The organism is Actinoplanes sp. NBRC 101535 (assembly GCF_030269225.1).
Classification (GTDB): Bacteria; Actinomycetota; Actinomycetes; order Mycobacteriales; family Micromonosporaceae; genus Actinoplanes; species Actinoplanes rectilineatus.
In genome coordinates this window covers 208819-225382 of sequence record NZ_BSSY01000010.1, presented here as the reverse complement: position 1 = coordinate 225382, position 16564 = coordinate 208819, and the positions used below count along the sequence as shown (strand labels likewise).

20 protein-coding genes are annotated in these 16564 nt (G+C 66.2%); 10 read left to right on the top strand and 10 right to left on the bottom strand.

Going from position 1 to position 16564, the window contains the following annotated elements; all coding sequences use genetic code 11:
- Window positions 1-54: 54 nt before the first annotated feature.
- Both QSK32_RS27210 and QSK32_RS27205 read left to right on the top strand, forming a co-directional pair.
- On the top strand, window positions 55-1656 hold the full coding sequence (locus QSK32_RS27210; RefSeq protein ID WP_045746716.1) for a tetratricopeptide repeat-containing diguanylate cyclase: 1602 nt from the start codon (window positions 55-57) through the stop codon (window positions 1654-1656).
- 75 nt (window positions 1657-1731) lie between these two features.
- Window positions 1732-2538, top strand: coding sequence for an SAM-dependent methyltransferase (locus tag QSK32_RS27205; protein WP_045746717.1), 807 nt, complete (start codon window positions 1732-1734; stop codon window positions 2536-2538).
- Window positions 2539-3040: 502 nt separating this feature from the next.
- On the opposite strand, the gene QSK32_RS27200 is transcribed toward QSK32_RS27205, so the two are convergent.
- A complete protein-coding gene (locus tag QSK32_RS27200) occupies window positions 3041-3346 on the bottom strand; it encodes a hypothetical protein (RefSeq protein ID WP_285473529.1) in 306 nt (101 codons plus the stop codon).
- Window positions 3347-3918: 572 nt separating this feature from the next.
- Between QSK32_RS27200 and QSK32_RS27195 the strand changes: the two genes are divergently transcribed.
- Window positions 3919-4155 carry a DUF397 domain-containing protein gene (locus QSK32_RS27195; RefSeq protein ID WP_045746720.1) on the top strand — a complete coding sequence of 79 codons (237 nt, stop codon included), beginning with the start codon at window positions 3919-3921 and terminating at the stop codon, window positions 4153-4155.
- 58 nt (window positions 4156-4213) lie between these two features.
- On the opposite strand, the gene QSK32_RS27190 is transcribed toward QSK32_RS27195, so the two are convergent.
- Window positions 4214-5104, bottom strand: coding sequence for a Sco1979 family transcriptional regulator (locus QSK32_RS27190; RefSeq protein ID WP_045746721.1), 891 nt, complete (start codon window positions 5102-5104; stop codon window positions 4214-4216).
- 290 nt (window positions 5105-5394) lie between these two features.
- Between QSK32_RS27190 and QSK32_RS27185 the strand changes: the two genes are divergently transcribed.
- The 5 genes from QSK32_RS27185 (at window position 5395) to QSK32_RS27165 (ending at window position 7287) form a co-directional block, all read left to right on the top strand.
- Window positions 5395-5697 carry a hypothetical protein gene (locus QSK32_RS27185; protein WP_045746722.1) on the top strand — a complete coding sequence of 101 codons (303 nt, stop codon included), beginning with the start codon at window positions 5395-5397 and terminating at the stop codon, window positions 5695-5697.
- Window positions 5694-5879 (top strand): hypothetical protein, encoded by a 186-nt coding sequence (locus QSK32_RS27180; RefSeq protein ID WP_045746723.1) that lies wholly within the window; start codon window positions 5694-5696, stop codon window positions 5877-5879. Before QSK32_RS27185 ends, QSK32_RS27180 begins: the two co-directional genes overlap by 4 nt.
- 179 nt (window positions 5880-6058) lie before the next feature.
- Window positions 6059-6385, top strand: coding sequence for a winged helix-turn-helix transcriptional regulator (locus QSK32_RS27175; RefSeq protein ID WP_045746724.1), 327 nt, complete (start codon window positions 6059-6061; stop codon window positions 6383-6385).
- A gap of 75 nt (window positions 6386-6460) precedes the next feature.
- A complete protein-coding gene (locus QSK32_RS27170; protein ID WP_211275561.1) occupies window positions 6461-7081 on the top strand; it encodes a malonic semialdehyde reductase in 621 nt (206 codons plus the stop codon).
- Between the two features lie 62 nt (window positions 7082-7143).
- Window positions 7144-7287 (top strand): hypothetical protein, encoded by a 144-nt coding sequence (locus tag QSK32_RS27165; RefSeq protein WP_157411446.1) that lies wholly within the window; start codon window positions 7144-7146, stop codon window positions 7285-7287.
- 6 nt (window positions 7288-7293) lie between these two features.
- Here QSK32_RS27165 and QSK32_RS27160 read toward each other — a convergent pair whose 3' ends face one another.
- Window positions 7294-8133 carry a phosphoribosylaminoimidazolesuccinocarboxamide synthase gene (locus QSK32_RS27160; protein WP_045746726.1) on the bottom strand — a complete coding sequence of 280 codons (840 nt, stop codon included), beginning with the start codon at window positions 8131-8133 and terminating at the stop codon, window positions 7294-7296.
- Window positions 8134-8382: 249 nt separating this feature from the next.
- Between QSK32_RS27160 and QSK32_RS27155 the strand changes: the two genes are divergently transcribed.
- Together QSK32_RS27155 and QSK32_RS27150 are read left to right on the top strand one after the other, a co-directional pair.
- The gene (locus QSK32_RS27155) at window positions 8383-9492 is read left to right on the top strand and encodes an MrcB family domain-containing protein (protein ID WP_285473528.1); all 1110 of its coding nucleotides are present in this window, start codon (window positions 8383-8385) and stop codon (window positions 9490-9492) included.
- Window positions 9493-9537: 45 nt separating this feature from the next.
- The gene (locus QSK32_RS27150) at window positions 9538-9855 is read left to right on the top strand and encodes a hypothetical protein (RefSeq protein ID WP_285473527.1); all 318 of its coding nucleotides are present in this window, start codon (window positions 9538-9540) and stop codon (window positions 9853-9855) included.
- A 391-nt stretch (window positions 9856-10246) separates the two neighbouring features.
- Here the strand turns inward: QSK32_RS27150 and QSK32_RS27145 are convergent, their stop codons facing one another.
- The 7 genes from QSK32_RS27145 to QSK32_RS27115 all read right to left on the bottom strand — a co-directional run bounded on the left by QSK32_RS27145 (window position 10247) and on the right by QSK32_RS27115 (window position 16539).
- Entirely contained in the window at window positions 10247-10918 is a 672-nt protein-coding gene (locus QSK32_RS27145; RefSeq protein WP_285473526.1) for a transposase family protein, read from the bottom strand.
- 340 nt (window positions 10919-11258) lie between these two features.
- The gene (locus tag QSK32_RS27140) at window positions 11259-12188 is read right to left on the bottom strand and encodes a hypothetical protein (RefSeq protein ID WP_285473525.1); all 930 of its coding nucleotides are present in this window, start codon (window positions 12186-12188) and stop codon (window positions 11259-11261) included.
- 371 nt (window positions 12189-12559) lie between these two features.
- Window positions 12560-12805 (bottom strand): GntR family transcriptional regulator, encoded by a 246-nt coding sequence (locus QSK32_RS27135; protein WP_285473524.1) that lies wholly within the window; start codon window positions 12803-12805, stop codon window positions 12560-12562.
- Window positions 12806-13046: 241 nt separating this feature from the next.
- On the bottom strand, window positions 13047-13658 hold the full coding sequence (locus QSK32_RS27130) for a DUF305 domain-containing protein (protein WP_285473523.1): 612 nt from the start codon (window positions 13656-13658) through the stop codon (window positions 13047-13049).
- Window positions 13643-14473: a lytic polysaccharide monooxygenase gene (locus QSK32_RS27125; RefSeq protein WP_285473522.1), complete on the bottom strand. Its 831-nt coding sequence runs from the start codon at window positions 14471-14473 to the stop codon at window positions 13643-13645. Before QSK32_RS27125 ends, QSK32_RS27130 begins: the two co-directional genes overlap by 16 nt.
- Window positions 14474-14563: 90 nt before the next feature.
- Window positions 14564-15856, bottom strand: coding sequence for a HAMP domain-containing protein (locus QSK32_RS27120; protein ID WP_285473521.1), 1293 nt, complete (start codon window positions 15854-15856; stop codon window positions 14564-14566).
- Window positions 15853-16539, bottom strand: a complete 687-nt coding sequence (locus QSK32_RS27115) for a response regulator transcription factor (RefSeq protein ID WP_045746734.1) — start codon at window positions 16537-16539, stop codon at window positions 15853-15855. Before QSK32_RS27115 ends, QSK32_RS27120 begins: the two co-directional genes overlap by 4 nt.
- Window positions 16540-16564: the final 25 nt, after the last annotated feature.

Sequence of the window (16564 nt, the reverse complement as noted above, 5' to 3'; positions counted from 1 at the left end):
GGCACTACCGATGGTCGCCTTCGTAGGGCTTGTGCGCAGGGTGGGGGAGAACCGTTGGATGGGTGTGTGATCGCCGCCGAGGCACTCGCCGCTGCCCTCCTCGACGTCGAGGACCAGCGATCCTGGGACGCCCGGGCCGAGATCGCCCGCGCCCTCGACTTCGAGCGGGAAGCCCAACGGCTCGGCGACGACCTGCTCGTCGCGCGGGCCCGGCTGCACCAGGCCAACATGCGGATGCGCTCCGGCGACATCGCCGGCGCCGCCGAACAGATCTGGCAGGTGTACGAGTGGGCCACCGACCACGGCGCCCGGACCCTGCTGTCGCGCACCCACCTGGTCTGGTCCTACATCCACCAGCACCTCGGCGACGCCGAACAAGCACTGGAACACGCGGTCCTCGCGGTCGAACTCCTCGACGACGACGCCACCACGCACATGCAGATCTGGCACCGCACCAAACTCGCCGACTGCCTGTGGGCGGCCGGCTCGATGGACGCCGCCCGGATCCGCTACGAACAGGCCGAGGAACTCGCGGTCCAGGCCGGCTCGCCGGTGCTGCTCTGCCTGCTGAACAACCGCGCCTACACCGAATACGACACCGGCAACCAGCACTTCGCCGAAGAGGTCGCCGAACGCCTGCAATGCCTGGCGGTCGACTTCGACATCGAACTCGAACCGGAATACCTCGACACCATCGGCGCCATCCAGATCGGCAACGGACGGTTCGAGGCGGCCGAGGAGACGATGCGGCTCTGCATCCAGCGGCACGCCTCCGGCAAGTACGACGACGCCGACGCCCTCGGCGGCTACCTGCTCACCCTCGCCCAGGCACAGCGCGGCATGGGCGCGTACGAGCGGGCACAGCAGAGCCTCGACTCGTCCCGCGAACTGTGCCTCGAACGGGAACTCGGCGAGCTGCTGGTCCGCGTCCACCAGGAGCAGGCCGAACTGTACGGCGCCCGCGGCATGTACGCCGAGGCGTTCGCCATGCACAAGGAGTTCTTCGCGGCGTACCAGAATCTGCACTCGCTGCAGCGGGAGGCCCGCGCCCGCACCCGGCAGGCGATGTTCGAGACGACCGAGGCCCGGCAGGAGGCGGAACTCTTCCGCGAGCAGGCCCGCCGCGACCCGCTGACCGGCCTGCACAACCGCCGCTACGTCGACGAACGCCTCCCCGGCATGATCGACGGGGAGTCGCCGCTCACCGTCGCGCTCGTCGACCTGGACCACTTCAAGCAGATCAACGACCGCCTCTCGCACGACACCGGCGACCAGGTGCTGGTCCGGGTGGCGGAGTTGCTGGAGAGCGGCCTCGACGAGGTGTGCCCGGACGGGTTCGCCGCCCGGATGGGTGGCGAGGAGTTCCTGCTGGTGCTCCCGGGGACGTCGGTGGCCCGGGCGACGGTGCTGCTCGACGACATCAGGCGCGCGATCGGCGGCCACGACTGGCGGGGCATCACCCGGAACCTTCCGGTGACCGTCAGCATCGGCGTCGCCGGGTCCGGTGAGGTTCCCAGCCGCACCCAGTCCGCCCTTCTGTCCACAGCGGACAGTTATCTGTACGCTGCGAAGCATGCCGGGCGGGACCGCGTCGTGTCGGCCGCCGACCACCACGGCGGCCCCCGAGGTTACGCCGGGCACGCCTCGGCAGCCTGACATCCGGACGTCGAGGCACAGACCGGTCGAACGCGGCCGCTAGTCTGGGTCAGGTCGAGACGCGAGGAGGCCGACGTGGCAGGTTCGGAGACTCCCCCACCCGGGGTCAACATCAACGTTCCGCATTCGGCTCGCATCTACGACTACTGGCTCGGCGGCAAGGACAACTTCAACATCGACCGCCAGGTCGGCGAAGCCATGATCCAGGCGATCCCGAGCCTGCGTTACATGGCCGGGGAGAACCGGAAGTTCGTCCACCGGGCCGCCCGCGACATCGTCGCCAAAGAGGGAATCACCCAGTTCCTCGACATCGGCACCGGCATCCCCACTCGGCCCAACCTGCACGAGATCGCCCAGGGCGTCGACCCGAGCACCCGTGTGGTCTATGTGGACAACGACCCGATCGTGCTGGTCCACGCCCGCGCCCTGATGCGCAGCACCGCCGAGGGCCGCAGCGAGTACATCTCGGCGGACATCCGCGACGTCAGTTCGATCCTGAACGAGCCGGCCCTCCTCGACACGCTCGACCTGACCAAGCCGGTCGGCCTCACCCTGATCGCCATCCTGATGCTGCTCGCCGACGAGGACGACCCGTGGGGCAAGGTCGACGCCCTGCGCGACGCCCTGCCGTCCGGCAGTTGCCTGGCGATCACCCACCCGACCGGCGATTTCAACCGCGCCGAGATGGACGCGGCGGTCACCGCGGCGAACGCCGGCGGCCTCACCCTGGTCGACCGCGGCAAGGACGACGTCGCCCGTTTCTTCGGCGACTGGGAGATGCTCGACCCCGGGCTGGTCCCGGTCTCGGCGTGGCGCCCCGAGGACCCGTCGGTCGACCCGAAGGCCGCCTATTACTGGGCAGGCGTCGCCCGAAAGCCCTGAGCACCTGCTCAGCACTGTCGTCGGTGACTCCGGCGGCCCTTCGCGGGCCGGTCTGCCCGGCGGCGCCCATGACGGACAGGCCATTCAGTGACGTGCTTGGCGGCCCCGTCTCACGGACCGCTCCGGCTCGCCCCATGCCCGGCTCGCCGGCGCACGCTGTGTCGCCTCGACTCGACTCGCTCCGGTCGGGTGCCCGCCGTTCATCATGCGTCCAGCATGGACCCTGCCCCAAGGGACGACTCAAGGCCCGAACCGCGCTACGGCCAGGGAGATCGCACGAACCTCGCGGCACCGGCCAGTCGGAGACGGCCGAAATTTGCCAGGTGACGGCCGTTGACTCGTACCGCTGAAAGAGCTGAAAGAGATCACTCACCCGGACCACACGCGGGACGGACCGGCTCCGCCTGGGTGTCGGCGGAACCGGTCCGTGTGCCCCCGGGAAGGTCTGACGGTGTGACCGGGTGGGCGGCTCAGCACGGGGAACCAAGCCGCCCACCCGGCGTCACACGTGCGTGTGCAGCGCCCGGAGACGCGGCCTTTTGCACGCTGGGGGGACCGGCACGCAGCCGGCGCGGATCAGCATCTCCCGGATCGCACCCTCGCGACCGGACAGATCGATCACTACGCCGCGCACGCCCAGCCAGGTATCGCCGTCGTGGGGGACCGGTTTTGCCCAGTTGACCTCGAGGAGGCGCAGGCGGACCGGTCCGATGCCGTAGCAGTAGTCGGACTCCGCGAACTCGAATATCGGGAAGCGGTGGCCGCTGGGGCGCAACCGCTCGCTGCGAACACGCGGTGCGGACGTCATCCATCTGGCGCGGGTCGCCGGATGTTCGGCAGGTCGCTGCCCCTGGCAGCGAACGAGCTCAATCACGCGCGTCGGACTCACCCTCCTCGGCAGTCGGCCGGGGGGCGTGAAACCCTCGCGGCCGGCTCAGCGCATACCTGACCCCACCGAAACGGTGCGAGATCGCGCTGGCTCGGGTGGATGCCGCGAACACGTCGTCCGCTATCGGCTCGTCCCGGAAGACCAGCGCCGGGTTGCCCCGGCACAGGCCTTCGAACGCGTCGGAGGCACTCGGATCGGAATGTTCCGGGCCGATGTTGGACATCGACATACTCGTCACCTCTCGCTCTGTCGCCCCCGCCAGGGAACCTCGCGCCGAGGCCGCAGACGTCGCTCCGCGACCGACCCATCACCCAAAGATGTCACCCTCCGTGACCTTCTTTGGGGTAGTACGTGCGTTATCATGCTCAGAATCACGTGACTACGCAAGGCCAGATGCACGTGCATTTGCATCTTCGCCCCTAAGAAGGCACGTGGGGAACCATCGAACCCTGGATCGATCGGCGATCCGGGGCATAGCAAGGGAGCTTGGAATGGCCTACGTGGTCAACGGCATGCCTGCCGGCCAACTTCAGGGCGTTACCTGGCAGAAGAGCGGTCGCAGCAACCCGAGCGGCAACTGCGTCGAGTGCGCCGTCCTGCCAGACGGTGACGTCGCGGTCCGAAACTCCCGGGACCCCGAGGGTGCTGCACTGATCTACACGCGTGCCGAGATCGTGGCGTTCCTCGGCGGTGTCCGCGACGGGGACTTCGACAACCTCGTCGCCTGACACGCATCACCGACCACGACGATCCGGCCTTCCGGGGCCGGATCGTCCGCAAGGCCTACTAGCTGGGATTTCCCACTTCCAGCAGCAACTTGCCGAGGATCTCCGTCGTGTGGTTCGGCGGCTCGGCGTCGATGCAGACGCGCTCCATCGCCATCGCGTAGTGGTCGACGTCCTCGCGCTTGTCCAGGTAGATGGCACTGGTGAGCTGCTCCACGTAGACCACGTCCGGGAGCTCGGGCTCAGGGAAACGCAGAATCGCGAACGGCCCGCCGGCTGCGGCATGGCCGCCCGCCTGGAACGGGATGATCTGCAGGCGGACGCTCGGCAGCTTGGCCGCCTCGATCAGGGCCTCGATCTGCGCCCGCATCACCTCGACGCCGCCGATCGGGCGGCGCAGCACGGCCTCGTCGATCACCGCCCAGAGCTGCGGACCACCCGCTCGGGTGAGTATCTGCTGCCGCTGACGGCGCACGTCGACCCGCCGGTTGATCTCGTCGGAGCTCGCGCCGGCGTGTCCCAGCATGATGACGGCCCGGGCATACTCCGGCGTCTGCAGAAGACCGGGAACAAACTGGATCTCGTACGTGCGGATCAGCGAGCTGGCCGCCTCGAGCCCCAGGTAGGCCTGGAACCAGTTGGGCAGGACGTCACCGAAGTGCTGCCACCAGCCAGGATTGTTCGCCTGGCGGGCGAGCGCGATCAGCGCGTCGCGTTCGGCGCTGTCGGCCACGCCGTACATGGTCAAGAGATCGGAGACGTCGCGTTCCTTGAAGCTGACGCGACCGAGCTCCATCCGGCTGATCTTCGACCCGGAAGCACGGATCTCGTATCCCGCGGCCTCCCGGGTGATCCCTCTCGACTCCCGCAGCTTCCGAAGCTGAGAGCCGAGCAGGATACGAAGCACGGTGGGGCCGCCGCCCGGCGCCTCCTCCTGCGTACCCGCGCTCACCTGACTCCTCGTCGCTGCCTCGTGACTGCAACTTGCAGCCTCACGCATCCTAGAGCGGAGATCGTCCGCCAGGAAACCAGCTCAAGCTTACCGGCCCAGTGTCGACGCGCGTTTGCGCGACGCAAATGCACGTGCATCCGGCCTTGCGAACGCACTGGATGACGAGCATGATAGCTGACAGACACGTACCAACTGATAACGCAGAGTGTCGAAAAGTTCGGCCGCTCGGCCGATGTGTTCCCAGTTGGTGTTGCCCGACGCCCGCCTCGAAGCCCCCTGGAGGCAAACGCATGTCGAAACTGGTGGAAACCACCTTCCCGTCCCTCACCCCGGCACAGCGCGACTCGGACGACGTCGCCCCGCCGGAGAGCTACCGCCCCGCCGACCCGGTGTGGGTCTACCGGGACGGCTGGCGGGCCGGCGTCATCGAGGCGGCATCCCCCCGCGCGGTGACGGTCACCTACCTTCCCCGCCGCCACCGTGGGACGGGCGTGGACACCTTCACCGCCCCCTACGTGACCTCGCGCGGCGACATGGACCCCACGCTCGACCACCGGGGCCTCTACCTGGTGCAGCGGAGCCCGCTGGCATGACCGGCGCCGTCACGGTCTCGGCGATCGTGGGCCTGCTCAGCCTCTTCGCCGGAGTCGCCCTCGGGTGGTATCTCCGTCGCACCAACGACTGGTGCCCGACGTGCGGCGAGCAGCTCACCTGCGGGGCGTGCACGGTGAGTGTGGACTGGCGGGAGCACTCGACCTCCGGCTCCGGACGCTGACGCCGGATCCGCTCCCGCACCGTGCCCGCGACGGCACGCAGAAACAGTGCGGAGATGACCACCCAGCGCAACACCGGGGGAAGATCCCGGATCGGGTCATGGGCCCACCGGCTGAGGATGCCACCGGGGCGCTCCTTCATGTGACGAGCTCATGCGCGAAGTTGTGTAGCTTTACATCCATGACAGCGGCCCCTCTGACCTGCAAGGAGCGCGACGCCGCGCTCCTGCGGGCCTTCGAGTTCCTCGGCCGCCGCTGGAACGCCGCGGTGCTCGGCAAACTCCAGGACCGCCCGGCCGGCTTCCGTGAGCTGTCACGGGCCATCGACGGCATCAGCGACTCGGTGCTCTCCAACCGGCTGTCCTCGCTGACAAGCGCCGGCCTGATCGTCCGATCCGTCGACGAGGGCCCACCGGTGTCCGTTTCCTACCAGCTGACCGAGGCGGGCCGTGCCCTGATGCCGGCCCTCGGGCACATCGCCGTCTGGGCCGACGAGCACCTTCCCTGATTCCCGTCCCGACCGTGATCGTGTTCACGCGCCCGGGTCATGGCTTTCTGCGCGAAAGTCGCTAGCTTTTTAGAAGTGGATACTCTTTCTGAAGCGGGCCTGACCCGGCCGCAGCTCGACGCCGCCGCCCGCGCCCTCCTCTTCACCGAGGCCCGGACGACCTCCCACTTCGCGTCGACGCCGGTCAGCGACGCGGAACTCGCCGAAATCTGGGACCTGGCGAAATGGCCGCCCACCCAGGCGAACCTGCAGCCGCTCCGGGTGCTCTACGTGCGTACCGCCGAAGGAAAAGCCCGCCTGATCCCGCACCTCAACGAAGGCAACCGGGCCAAGTCGGAGAGCGCCCCCGTCGTCGCGGTCCTCGCCCTGGACACCCGGTTCCACGAGTTCGTCCCGGAGGTCTTCCCACACGCCCCCGGCCTCAAGGACGTCTTCGAAGGCGACCTGGCCATGCGCCTGCAGGCCGGCACGTTCAGCGCGGCCCTGCAGGCCGGATACTTCATCATCGCGGCCCGCTCCATCGGCCTCGTCGCCGGCCCGATGACCGGATTCGACAAGGACGCGGTGGACGCCGACTTCTTCCCCGACGGACGCTACAAGTCCCTCGCGGTGGTCAACCTCGGCCACCCCGGCGACAACCCGTGGAAGGACCGCCTGCCGCGCCTCTCCGCCGACACCACGGTCCAATGGGCCTGATCTATTGATTTCCCCGGGCCCGGCGGTTTTCCACCGGGCCCTTTCGGGGTACGCCGCACAGCATGCGAATCGCGCTTGTGTGGACGGCCGCACCCCTGATGCTCCTGTACGGCGGCTGGATCGGGGTGCTGGGCGGAGCCCTGATCGCCCTCTACGGCGCCCACCTGCTGGCGGTGCGGCGCTCATCCTTCGCCTTCAGCTCTTGACCCGCATCAACTCCAGCGCTCCCCGGTGAGCCGCTCGTAGACCTCGACGTACCGGTTACGGGTGGCTTCGACCACCTCGTCCGGGATCTCCGGTCCGGGCGCGGTCCGGTCCCAGTCGCTGAGCTGCGACGACCAGTCCCGCAGGAACTGCTTGTCCAGGTACCGCGGCACGCTGCCCGGCGCCCACTCCGCGGCGTCCCAGAACCGTGACGAGTCCGGCGTGAGAATCTCGTCGCCGAGGGTCAGCCGCTTGTCCGCGTTGAACCCGACCTCGATCTTCGTGTCCGCGACGATGATGCCCTTGTCCGCGGCGATCTCCGACCCACGCCGGTACACCTCGAGCGTGACCCGGCGCAGTTCCTCGGCCAGCTCCTTGCCGACCCGCTCAACGGTCTGCTCGAACGTCAGCGGCTCGTCGTGACCACCCCCGACCGGCTCCTTGGTCGACGGCGTGAAGATCGGCTCGGGCAGCTTCGACGACTCGACCAGCCCCGGCGGCAGCGCGACCCCGGAGACCTCGCCCTCCCGGTTGTAGTCCTTGAGCCCCGACCCGGCCAGGTAACCCCGAGCGATGCACTCGACCATGACCATCTCGAGCCGTTCGACCCGGATGCCCCGCCCCTGGAACTCGGCCGGCACGTCGGTAGCCGAGATGACGTGGTTGGGGACGATGTCAGCGAGCTGCTCGAACCACCAGAGCGACAGCTGGGTGAGAATCTTGCCCTTGTCCGGGATCGGCGTGGGCAGGATGACGTCATAGATCGAGATCCGGTCGGAGGCGACGAGCAGCAGATCATCGCCGTCGGCGTAGACGTCCCGAACCTTGCCGGAGTGCAGAAGCTCCACGTGTTCCCCTAGGTCATGGCAGGTGGCGTGTTGCTTCACGCTATCTAACAGCGGTCAGGGCATGGGTCAGTCACTCCCTGAATGGAACGGCCACAGCCTGCACCTTTCGCCGGAGGCCTCCGGCCGAGGGCTGTGCCCCCCCCAGGTGGTGAGGCGATCCCCATCAAGGATGGCCAAACGCATAGTCTGGGGACAAGGTTGCATCAAGCTACGTTGCCTCCACCATTGGTCTACCAAGGTCGGTGAAGAGTGCTTCTTCGCGATTATCTCGTGGCTGTCGCCGAAGGATACGACTACCACGATGGCTTCGACACGGCTCAGCAACGCCTGCTGGCAAGGGCATCGACAGAGTTGCAAGACTATGGACCGGCGGATTTTGTCATCAAGGCCAGTGGAGGCCAGCCTCCACTGGGTGCCACCCTCACGCCATGGATCGGATTCTTCGATCCGGATGAGTCAGTAACCCCCATGGACGGCCTATACGTCGTCTGGATCCTCGACGCCACCGGGCAAAACTGGACTCTTCGCCTAAACATGGGCACAGAGAAACGTGGCCAGAACGTTCCGGCCGCGTATCAAGCGGGCACGGGATCGGGAAAGGAACAACAGCTCCTGGCCGCGCTTCGTGCTGAAGCCGATGCCATCAGGGGCGCGCTCCCCCATCGCATCGCCGAAGCGTGGGATAGCGCCGTGGCGCTGCACAGCACCGCTCGGCGGCAACGGCGTTACGAGGCCGCGACCATCCTGGCCCAGTCATACCCGGTCAGCAACCTCCCGAGCGACTCCATCCTCGAGGCTGATCTCCGCTCGATGTGCATCGCTCTCCAAGAGGCCGCCCAGGTGAAACGGCGCCTAGCGATCTTGGCACCGGGAACGATCTCCACCAGTAGCTCGACACTGGCGGACTCCAGCGCACGCGAGCTCGTATTCGATCCGGGAGTCGACAAAGTCTCGACAAAACTTCTACCCGAGCGTTCTATCACCCGAACCCCACGCCATGAAGATGGACTACGGCGATACGGTCTATGGCTGCAGAGCCGAGGATTCAGCCCTGCCACCAATGTTCATCCTCGGGACTTCATCATCCCCGGCACCCCCGAGTGGCTCGGCGAGTACAAAGTCGTCTACGGAAGCAACGTGGCCCGCGCAACCCGAGAGGCACACAGTCAACTCAAAGAGTATCGGCACTTTATCTATCCCCGCACCAATCCGCGACCAGGGATGGTGGCGGTTTTCAGCGACTCGGTCACCGACGAGCGGGTGACATGGCTTAATGCCGAGGGAATCGCCGTCGTCTGGAACAGAGACCATGAGTGGCATGGGTGTGCGATCGCTAGAAAAGCCGGACTGGGAAGTTAGCTAGCTAAATCACTCGATCGGGCATCAATCCTGCTTCCGGCTAACATGGTCGAGGCCAACGGTTCCTGCCCCGAGACGAGGACGCCCATGGCAACAAACTCCACCACACCCAGCACTGCGGCTGTAACCCTCCGCATCGAAAACAGCTACGAACTCTATGCGGATTCCACGACCACGGTGACCACAACGGTCCCGCTGCCCGTACCGCCCGTCGATACCGACGAGCGAACCGACTGGGAGTGGAACCACATCCACCGCCACACCGGCGTGGGCAACATCAACGGAAAATCCTGGTACGACGTGGAAGTCATCGATTCTAGCGATCCCGCGTTACTGGGCATGACTTTCGAGTTCGGCTACTAGGCGCGCTTCTCGAGCATCTTAGGAATGCGGCCAACGGGAGCACAAATGCCATTTGTGGCACGATAGCTATTGGCATAAAGGGCCACAGTGGACCTTTATTAGACCCACAAGGCGCTAACAAAAAAGCACCCACACCCTCCGAAGCAGCGTTCGCCTTAAGAAATCCGCCGCGGAGGGCCGGGATTCCACACATATGTTAGATAATTCAACTACTGCTTCGTGAGATCATTTTCTCGTCGATCTCCCTGAAGCCCTTTAAGATAATGTAGACCGCTTTCCATTCGGCCTGCGGGTCCAGGGTCGGGTCACCCGGAGGGATTTCACCTCCGGGCTCCCCCGGAACGGAGCGTGACAGTCTCCCGTCACTCCGCTCTTACCACCCTGGCCGTCATCAGAGGGTTACGGGCCCAGGCCCAGTGCGCGAAGTAGCGCGGGTGCTGCGTGATGAGGCATTCCCACACGATCCGCGCCTTGTGGCGTGGTCGTAGCCCGGGATCTCGTTCGACTTCGTATCCACCGTGACCTGGGCGATGACGATGCCGGTGCTGGTGTCCAACGCGGATAGCAGATGCGTTTGACGGCCGTCGGCCAGCCGGGCACCCCGCAGCGTCTTGCCGTCGACGGCGATCACGGTCCGGTAGCGGCGCGGCCGGCCGGCGACCGGCGCCGGTGCCAAGACCCTGCTGACCAGAGCGTCGTCGAGGCGGGTCAGCAGCCGCCACACCGTCGTGCCGACCGGCACGCCCCGGTCGAACCCGAGCCGCTGCTGATCCGGCTTGTCCAGGTCGTACAGCCAGTCGGCGATCGCCGCGAACGAGGTAGCGCCGGCCAGGACCGCGCAGACCGCGACGGCCAGCAACGCTGCCAGGAGATAGCGAACCCCGCGAGGGTTACGCGGGTCCGGGACCATACTCACAGCAGCCAGGAGCCCGCCGCGTTCACCGTCAGTGACCGGCGGTGATGGCGTGTCGATGCCAGGGGTTTTCACAGTCAGTACGGAGATCAGAGATGATGCCATCGGCGGGTGGAGTCCTCGGTGGTCGTGCAGCGTGAAGAACTCCATGATCACCTTGAGGGCTTCACCCGCTCCATCCGCCTCCATATAGGCCGATCACTCGACATCATCCCAGCTCAGAGCCTCCAGCCGCGAGAATGCAACGGCCCTGGTGTCGCCCGCCCTGATGGCCTTCCATCGCCGACTAGTCCCGTCCATCGGCGGGACGCGCGGCGGAGTGAGGGATACGGGACGACGATCGTCGAGCCCACCATGCAAGGCGAGATTCACGGACACCTGTACACGCAGTGCTGACGAAGGGCCGCTGGGAGCTAGTAAAAGAGCTGAGCCGTCGCGGCCAGGAAGCCGCGACGGCTCAGAACTAAACTAGTTGAGGGCCCAGACTAGTCTAGACGGGATCAGGAACCTGGGGATAGATCATGATTCCAGCCTTGTTGGGCTTACCTTCAAGCTTTGTAATACTGATCTTACCGGAAGCCAAAATTTTCACGAACGGCTTCGGCAGCGGATCGTCAGTCCGGAACGCGTTCCATGCGGTGATTAAAAAATAGAGATGTTCCGAGATCCGCAGCTGGTCGCGGCTCTTTTTCGCCTCGTTTTCGCGGAGATAGAACTGCTTGACTGGATCATCATCGCCATCAAACTCGATGTTATCCAACTTGGAGAAGAATCGAACAGTGTCGTCCATGTCGATGCTTCCGAGAAGGAGAGTGGCGAAGCTTGTCAGGCCAAGCGACATCAGATCGTTCACCTGATTCCACTGGCGAGCCATGGCGACCGCACCGGTGATGGAGAGTGCACCTTCAGGTAGCTTTTTCTGCTCGTCTACCCAGCTAGTGATTTCACTGTTGGTTACCTTACGGGCGCCGTTGACGCCTCGCCGAACTGGCCTGTGATGTCCTTCCGACCACAGGATGGCAGTCCTGGCCGCAGACGCCACTGCTGGATGATTAGTATCCACGCGGCCAGACAGCTTTAGTGCGTCAGCTCCAGTCCGAGCCGCGCTCGTGTCAATGACTTCCTGAACCGACGCCGGAACATTGCGAGCAACGAACAACCACATCGAGGTGCCGGATTCGATGATGGCGTGCAGACGGTGCTGCCCGTCGATCAGCTTACCCTTGGTGTCGAATGCAATTGACATGTGACTCGCCTGCCAGCGGCCGGCCTTCATGTCACTCGCCTGCGAGAGGTAGTGCGCCTTCCGGAGATTCCGGTTGGACTGGTTCTTGCCAAGATACTGTTCCGCTTTTTCCGGATCGATGAGCTCTAGCTCCATCGAAATTTCCGGCTTAACGGGTTCAGAAACAAGCGTCACTGTTCATCCGTTCCGCCCGACTCGGGGCGTTTTGCGATGCCTTTAGCAACCGACTGAAGCAGGCGAATCTGCCTACTTCCGTAGAACGCTACACCATTGCCATAGCTGCAGAAATATCCGACCAGGCATTTTTTGGAGGCACAGCAGCCAGTTCGGCAGCCATGCCGTCATCCCGAGATCGTCGAATCGGTTACCTCGGAGCGCGGCTCTCGCTCCGGCTGAGTTACCTATGGCACGACCGTAGAACGCACGTGCCGAATGGCAAATCAGGATCGCGACCTAGCCACAGCTACGAGCGACCCACCGGCAGACCACCCTTCACATGACCGATTCGAAGGACTAAAACTCCGCGTATCGGCGCTTGCTGCAACCTACGGGGTTGCGTCGCGGGCCGGGAGGACAAACGTTCCCCGGCCCGGCACGGTAGCCACCAGGCCTCGCTCGCGGAGAAGATCTACGGCCTTTCGGGCGGTGCCACGGGCGATGCCGAACTCCTGCTGCATGGTGGCTTCGCTGGGGATCGGCCGGTTCGGGGGCAACTCTCCGCCAGCAATACGGGCGGCGATCACGTCTGCCACCTGCACGTATACGGGAGTCATGCCGTCGTGGTCGATCATGGCACCGACGTTAGACGCACGCACTCGATCATGCTCGCTCGTGTACCAGTTTGAACGTCCCTGGACGGGCATGGACGGGCTAGCTATAGTCGGAGAGGACAGCGCGGCAGGATGAGCAATTCCGGCTCGTGGTCAAAGGCGAGGGCCCGGAGCAAGTGATGTTTGCTTCGGGCCCTCGCCTTCATTCTCCGCGAGACATGGCAAAGGCGGGCCCCCACGGCCGCCTTTGTCATGGTGCGGGTCAGCTGTTCAGGAGCTTCAGCATCTGCTGGACCTGGTCGGCTCGGGACTGCTTCACGCGTTCGGCGTATGCCTTGGCCTGGTCGTTGGCGCCCTTGTCGAGTTCGAGGTCGGCGAACTCGACGGCGTTGTGCTGGTGGGCCAGGAACAGGTTGAGGAACGCGGTCTCGAAGTTCGCCTTCTTCACCGTCTTCAGGGACGCGATCTCTTCATCGCCGGTGCTGGGCATGCCTCCGTGATCGGCGTGCAGGCTCACCCGCTCGTCCAGGGTCGTGGGCTTGTCCCAGGACGTCAGCCAGTTCTTCATCATGGCTGTCTCGTCGGACTGGGTGGCCTGGACCGCCTTCGCCAAGTCGACTACCTCCTGGCGGGAGGCTCGGTCGATGGCGATGTCGACCATCTGCAGGGCCTGATCCTGGTTGTCGATCAGCATCTGCAGGAACATCACGTCGGTGTCGTTGTACGTGTCGCCGGCGGTGATGTCGGCGGCGGCCTTGACGTTCTGGGTCTGCACCGGGGTGGACGACTTCTCCACGGCCGTGCCGCAGGCGCCCAGGAACAGCGGCACTGTCAGGGCCAGGGCTACCAGGCGGCGGTTCACAGCGGCAGCCACAGCGCGAGGGTCCAGATCGACGGCTCCCAGCTGCGGATCGACGAGTGGCCCTGCCGGCACTGGTAAGAAACACCCTCATAAGTCACTACATCGCCTGTTTTGTAGGACACGCCGGGCGCCCATTCCGAACCCCCGGAAGCAGGAGGAGCAGTAGTGGTGGCCGTAGCGGTGGCCGTCGGAGCAACCGTCGTCGGCGCCGTGGTCGGAGCCTTGGTGGCCGGCGCGGACGAAGCAGCCGGCGCGGACGAGGCAGCCGGCGCCGAGGTGGTGGGCGCGGACGTGGGCGTGGAGCCGCCGCCCGTACCGCCGATGTTGACGTCCACGCAGTTGTAGAAGGCGTTCACCGTGTCGCCGATGTTCCAGACTGCCAGCACCGTCTTCTTTCCGGAGAAGGCGCTCAGGTCGACCTTGTGCGAGACCGTCGCCTCGGGGATCTGGTTCTTGTCGTCGAACGAGGCCACCTCCTTGCCGTCCACGTAGTACACCCAGGTGGCGGTGCGGTGGCGGGCGGTCAGCACCCAGTTGAAGGTGACGGAGCTGCCGACCGTGGTGGCCGGCCAGTTGCGTGACTCGTCGTTGAGGACCGGGAAGGCGCCGTTGCCGCCGTTGCACTCCTTGGAGCCCTTAGGCGCTTCGACGCTCTGCGGCTCGAACTGGATGCCGCCGCAGTCGGTGACCGTGCCGGCGGCGCAGAGGGCCTGCCTGCTCGGCGGGGTCGAGACGTAACCGTGGGCCGAGGCGGGCGACGCGGCCACGGCCAGGCTGGAGGCGACCATTCCCAGGGTTGCCAGCGGATAGGCGATCTTCCTGCGCATGTCTGCTCTCCAAACTGTTCGGCCTTGCGATTACCAGGCAGAACATTAGGGAGGGCTGCCATAAGGGAGCCTTAAAGAGACCGGAAAAGCCTATGAAACCGGGGCCGCGTGCAGCAGGAACCCGACCCGGGCACCGCCGAGTGGGCTGCGGGCGACGACCAGCTGTCCCTGCAGTGTGTCGGCGGCGCGGCGGACGATGTCCAGGCCCAGACCGGTCGAACCGGCGCCACTGAAACCCCTGGTCACGGCAGCGTCGGGGTCGGGGATGCCGGGGCCGGCGTCGTCCACGAGCAGTCCGCTGGCGGAGACCATCACCCGGAACGCCACGCCTTCGTCGGTGTGGGAGAAGACGTTGCCGAGCATCGCGTCGACCACCAGGATCAGGTCGCTGCGGGACATCGGGAGCATCACCGGCTCGTTGCCGCCGATCACCTCCCACGGCCGTTCCTGATCCTCGGCGAGCACCGACCAGAAGGCCAGCCGGTCGGCGAGCACCTCGACCAGGTCGGACTTCTCGGCGCTGCGGGCCTCGGTGCCCAGCCGGGCGCCCGTGATGATCGCCTCCAGCTCCTCGTCGAGCAGGTCGCAGGCCTGACGCATCCGGTCGGCGATCGGGCCGGGCGGGATCGCCTCGGCGTCCAGGCGCAGACCTGTCAGCGGCGTACGCAATCGGTGGGAGAGGTCCGCGGCGAGTTCGCGTTCCCGGTCCAGGAGCCGGCGCATGTCTTCGGCCATGGTGTTGAAGGCGGTCGCCGCGTCGCGGAGTTCGCGCGGGCCGGTCGGGGTGAGGCGTCCGCTCAGGTCGCCGCCGCCTAGTCGGCGGCTGGCCTCGGCGAGTTGCCGGGTGGAGCGCACCAGTTGGCTGCCGAGCCGGTCGGCGAAGAGGGTCGAGCCGGCGACCAGCACGATCGCCAGGCCGCCGAGGGCGAGCCAGGCGGTCCAGACCCCGCGGTGGAGATCGTCGGTGGGGACGAAGACCTCGACGATGACGGTACGCCCGTCCGTGAGCACCGTCGGCTGGAGGTAGGCGATCCCGCCCGTGGTGTCCGCGGTGCCGGACCGGCCCTCCCGCGCGGCCCGGGCGATCATCTCGGTCCCCGAGGAGGAGGTGGCCAGGTGGGATGTGCCGATCGGGACGATGCCGGGCAGGTGCACGGCGAGCCGGCCGGCGCTGCCCGCGGAGGTGCTGGCCACCGCTTCGGTGAGGGCGAGCATGTCGCTGTTGACGCCGAGCACGGTCACCATGGCGGTGGCCTGCTGGCGCGCGTCGGAGATGGCCTGGTCGTGGGCGATCTGCCGGGTGGCGACGGCGAGCGGCACCAGGAAGGCGAGTGCCACCATCGAGGTGATCGCCAGCGCCAGCCGGTTCAGCGCCCACCTCACTGCGGATCGACCATCATGACGCCGACTCCTCGGACGGTGTGCAGGAAGCGGGGTTTGGCGGCGGTCTCCCCGAGCTTGCGGCGCAGCCAGGAGATGTGCACGTCGATGGTCTGTTCTTCGCCGATGCGGGCCTGCTGCCAGACCTGGTTCATCAGTTCCCGTCGGCTGATCACCTGGCCGACGCGTTCGGCGAGGTACGCCAGCACGTCGAATTCGCGGCGGGTGAGTTGCAGCGGTTCGCCGTTGAGTTCGACGCGGCGCTGCCGGGGGCGGATCACCAGCTCGCCCACCGTGATCGCGTTCGGCTGCTGTTCGGTGACGGTACGCGCCCGGCGCAGCACCGCCGAGATCCTGGCGAGGATGTGCCCGCCGGAGAACGGCTTGGTCACGTAGTCGTCGGCGCCGGCGCTGAGCAGGGCGATGATGTCCGACTCCGATCGGCGGGCGGTCGCCACGATCACCGGCACGTCGGAGACGGTCCGCATCATCCGCAGCGCGTCGGTGCCGTCGATGTCGGGCAGCCCGAGGTCGAGGATCACCAGGTCGGGCCGTTCCTGGGTGACGATCCGCAAGGCGGCGGCGGCTTGGCCGACCGGGCGTACGACATGTCCCGCATCGGTCAGCGCCCGCGTCAACGCGGCCGTGATGATGCGGTCGTCCTCGACCAACAGGATCATCGCCATGGCGCACAGGATAGGCGGTGGTGAG

What these genes read in the sequence shown, in the direction of transcription:
- QSK32_RS27200 (WP_285473529.1), bottom strand. Translation starts at nt 3,346, where the DNA reads ATGACGTCCGCACCGCGTGTTCGCAGCGAGCGGTTGCGCCCCAGCGGC.
- QSK32_RS27195 (WP_045746720.1), top strand. Translation starts at nt 3,919, where the DNA reads ATGGCCTACGTGGTCAACGGCATGCCTGCCGGCCAACTTCAGGGCGTT.
- QSK32_RS27185 (WP_045746722.1), top strand. Translation starts at nt 5,395, where the DNA reads ATGTCGAAACTGGTGGAAACCACCTTCCCGTCCCTCACCCCGGCACAG.
- QSK32_RS27180 (WP_045746723.1), top strand. Translation starts at nt 5,694, where the DNA reads ATGACCGGCGCCGTCACGGTCTCGGCGATCGTGGGCCTGCTCAGCCTC.
- QSK32_RS27175 (WP_045746724.1), top strand. Translation starts at nt 6,059, where the DNA reads ATGACAGCGGCCCCTCTGACCTGCAAGGAGCGCGACGCCGCGCTCCTG.
- QSK32_RS27165 (WP_157411446.1), top strand. Translation starts at nt 7,144, where the DNA reads ATGCGAATCGCGCTTGTGTGGACGGCCGCACCCCTGATGCTCCTGTAC.
- QSK32_RS27150 (WP_285473527.1), top strand. Translation starts at nt 9,538, where the DNA reads ATGGTCGAGGCCAACGGTTCCTGCCCCGAGACGAGGACGCCCATGGCA.
- QSK32_RS27145 (WP_285473526.1), bottom strand. Translation starts at nt 10,918, where the DNA reads ATGGAGTTCTTCACGCTGCACGACCACCGAGGACTCCACCCGCCGATG.
- QSK32_RS27135 (WP_285473524.1), bottom strand. Translation starts at nt 12,805, where the DNA reads ATGATCGACCACGACGGCATGACTCCCGTATACGTGCAGGTGGCAGAC.
- QSK32_RS27125 (WP_285473522.1), bottom strand. Translation starts at nt 14,473, where the DNA reads ATGCGCAGGAAGATCGCCTATCCGCTGGCAACCCTGGGAATGGTCGCC.
- QSK32_RS27115 (WP_045746734.1), bottom strand. Translation starts at nt 16,539, where the DNA reads ATGGCGATGATCCTGTTGGTCGAGGACGACCGCATCATCACGGCCGCG.